The 2,833-nt window shown below is 68.1% G+C and carries 4 protein-coding genes and 1 pseudogene; 1 reads left to right on the top strand and 4 read right to left on the bottom strand.

The features are described 5' to 3' along the window. The 3 genes from HUK82_RS15655 to HUK82_RS15645 all read right to left on the bottom strand — a co-directional run. Window positions 1-647, bottom strand: a 647-nt coding sequence (locus tag HUK82_RS15655) for a sulfite exporter TauE/SafE family protein (RefSeq protein ID WP_176614826.1), incomplete at its 3' end; no start/stop codon positions are given. A gap of 29 nt (window positions 648-676) precedes the next feature. Beyond that, window positions 677-1,069 (bottom strand): TIGR01244 family sulfur transferase, encoded by a 393-nt coding sequence (locus HUK82_RS15650; protein ID WP_176614824.1) that lies wholly within the window; start codon window positions 1,067-1,069, stop codon window positions 677-679. Continuing rightward, complete coding sequence (locus HUK82_RS15645; RefSeq protein WP_176614825.1) at window positions 1,059-1,970, bottom strand: MBL fold metallo-hydrolase; 912 nt, start codon at window positions 1,968-1,970, stop codon at window positions 1,059-1,061. Before HUK82_RS15645 ends, HUK82_RS15650 begins: the two co-directional genes overlap by 11 nt. A gap of 210 nt (window positions 1,971-2,180) precedes the next feature. On the opposite strand from HUK82_RS15645, the gene HUK82_RS15640 reads away from it, so the two are divergent. Further along, window positions 2,181-2,456, top strand: a complete 276-nt coding sequence (locus HUK82_RS15640) for a hypothetical protein (protein WP_176614823.1) — start codon at window positions 2,181-2,183, stop codon at window positions 2,454-2,456. Between the two features lie 33 nt (window positions 2,457-2,489). On the opposite strand, the pseudogene HUK82_RS15635 reads toward HUK82_RS15640, so the two are convergent. Further along, a pseudogene (locus tag HUK82_RS15635) lies at window positions 2,490-2,833 on the bottom strand (hypothetical protein); the annotation flags it as partial.

Below are 2,833 nucleotides of genomic sequence, written 5' to 3'. Positions count from 1 at the left end.
CCGCCCGCGATGAACAGGGCCGCGACCGGCCAGTCCACCAGCCCGGTCAGGGCATAGGACAGCGCCGTCGTCAGGCCGAGGACCGCCACGGCGAACAGCGACGTGCCGATCGCGTTGCGGATCGGCATGCCGGTGCACGCGATCAGGCCGGGCACGATCAGAAAGCCACCCCCAATGCCAAAAAACCCCGACAGACCACCTGTGCCCAGAGCGCACGCGCACACCTTGCCGACATTGTCGCGATTGCAGGCCGCCCCCGGGTTGCCCAGATCCCGTCGTCCGCGCAGCATCAGCACGCCCACCACGATCATCAGGAGTGCGAACGCCGCCAGAAGCCGCTGGCCGTCGACGGCCTTGCCCAGTTCGGCACCCAGCAGCGCGCCCGCCATCCCGCAGGCACCAAAGATGCTGGCGCAGCGCCACTTGACCGTGCCCGCGCGCGCATGCCCCCCCAGGCTGACCAGTGCGTTGACCGCCACGGCCAGGGCACTGGTGCCGATGGCCACGTGCGGATCGCGAACCCCCACGACATAGACCATCAGCGGCACCGCCAGGATCGACCCGCCGCCACCCACAAGACCAAGCACCAGCCCGACCACGACACCGCACAGAACGGCCGCCACGCCAGCTTCGGCGCCCATCTGCATGACGACCGAGGCGGCCCCGGCGGACAGGGTCATGAACGTTCGCCGGTCCGTGCGGCTTCCCACAGGCGAGCGGCGCGGGCACCGGAGCGGCAATAGGCGAGAACAGGGGCGGGATGGCTGGACAGCACCGCGCGCAGTTCCTGCACATCGCCGGACGCGCCGACCGGGGTCGGCAGGAATGCGAAGGCGAGGCCCGCGTCGGCGCAGGCCTGCCCGATATGGGCCGCCGTCGGCTGCCCCGGCTCCTCATGGTCGGGGCGCATACACACGACCGTGGCGAATCCGGCGGCGGCGATAGCGGCAGCGTCGTCGGCCGCGATCTGCGGACAGACCGCGAAATCGTCGGACAGGGGACGGGCCTTGAAGGGCTGGTCGGGTGCCGGCGTCCGGCCGTGCAGCAGGGAGCGGAGCTTAGAGAACATTGATCGGTATCTTGATGTATGAGGTGCCGTTGTCTTCCGGCTCCGGCAGGCGGCCGCCGCGTATGTTGACCTGCACCGAGGGCATGATCAGCGTCGGGAGGTTCAGTGTCGCATCCCGTTGGGTGCGCATGGCCACGAACGTCGCCTCGTCCACGCCGTCATGGACATGGACGTTGCTCGCCCGTTCGGCGCCGATCGTGGTCTCCCACGCGAAATAGTCACGGCCCGGCGCCTTGTAATCGTGGCACAGAAAGACGCGCGTCTCGTCAGGCAGCGTCAGCAGGCGCCGGACGGAGGCAAACAGCGTCGTCGCGCTGCCGCCGGGAAAATCCGCGCGTGCGGTCCCGTAATCGGGCATGAACAGCGTGTCGCCGATGAACGCCGCATCGCCGATGATGTACGCCATATCGGCCGGTGTATGGCCCGGCACATGCAGGCACGTGACCGGGATCGTGCCCAGATGGAACTGCGAGCCATCGTCGAACAGGGCATCGAACTGGGATCCGTCGCGCGCGAACTCGGTGCCGGCATTGAAGATCTTGCCGAATACCGACTGCACCCGGACAATGTCGCGACCGATACCCAGTTTTCCACCCACCTGGGTCTGCAGCCAGGGTGCGGCCGAGAGATGATCCGCGTGCGCATGCGTTTCGAGCTGCCATGCGACGGTCAGCCCTTCGGCCACGACATAGTCCACGATCCGCGCGGCAGTGCCGTGCTGCGTGCGGCCGGACGCCGGGTCGTAGTCGAGCACGGAATCGATGATGGCGGCCTGCCGGCTGACGGGATCGTGGACGACATGCGTGGCCGTGAACGTGGTCTCGTCGAAAAACGATCGGACAACCGGGCAACGTGCTGCGTCCGACCGGGCGTCGAGCACCTGCAGACGGGCGTGCTCCATCACGGAATCGGGTGAAGCGGACTGTGCTGGCGTGGTCATGACCGGCCTCCGGTTCGGTTAATAAATTATATTAAGTGCCTATCTATCGCGGACGGGGGTGAAAAGGCCATACCTGATTGCGCCCCACACCGGAACTTGGCACAGATCGGCCCTCCGCCACGGCCACACCGCGCCACGTTTTTGCGCTACGTCTTTCCTGAGGCTTTTCGTATGTCCCTTCGCCCCACGCCGCCCACCCTGCCGCGTCTGCCGCAGCCGCGACGCCTGAAGATCGCGGTGCTGGCAGGGCTTGTGCTGGTGTATGGCGCGGTCACGCTGGTGCTGACGCACCACCCCAAACGCCCACCCATGGAGATCGTCACCATTCCGGTCGATGTCGTGAAGGCGGCGCGTCGCGTTCCGCCTGCGCCGCCCGCGGTGGTGGCGCTGCAACCGGTGCCGACCGTCACGCTTCCCCCGCCGACGCTTGTCCTTCGCGGACGCTAGGACGCGGACGTCGGGGCAGGGCGTGTCCGGCCCTTACGGTTCGCCGGCCGTGCCCCATGCGGCAGTGGCGTCGCCCCGGCCGTTCCCCGGCTGGCCGCCGAAGGTGCGATAGGTAAATTCGGCGTTATATGGCGGCGGCACCGGTGCGTTGAATTTGATCGGCAGGCCGAACACGCTGAAATGCGACGGGACGTTCTGGTCCTGACGCGTGATCTGCTGGGCCTCGCCCCCCGGAAGGCCCGGGCCGGTATGGGCGAGCACGGCGGGGCTGTGGGCGATGATGGCCTCGTCCATGTCCTGAACCGGGGTATAGCCGTCCGGTGGCGGCGGCAGGGGGGCGTCTGCGTCGGCGGCCGTCGGGGCCGGTGCGGCGCGCG

Origin of the sequence: Ameyamaea chiangmaiensis (assembly GCF_013376175.1) — a bacterium.
GTDB classification, from domain to species: domain Bacteria; phylum Pseudomonadota; class Alphaproteobacteria; order Acetobacterales; family Acetobacteraceae; genus Ameyamaea; species Ameyamaea chiangmaiensis.
The sequence above is the reverse complement of the archived record's forward strand: the minus strand, read 5'-3'. Positions and strand labels throughout refer to the sequence as shown.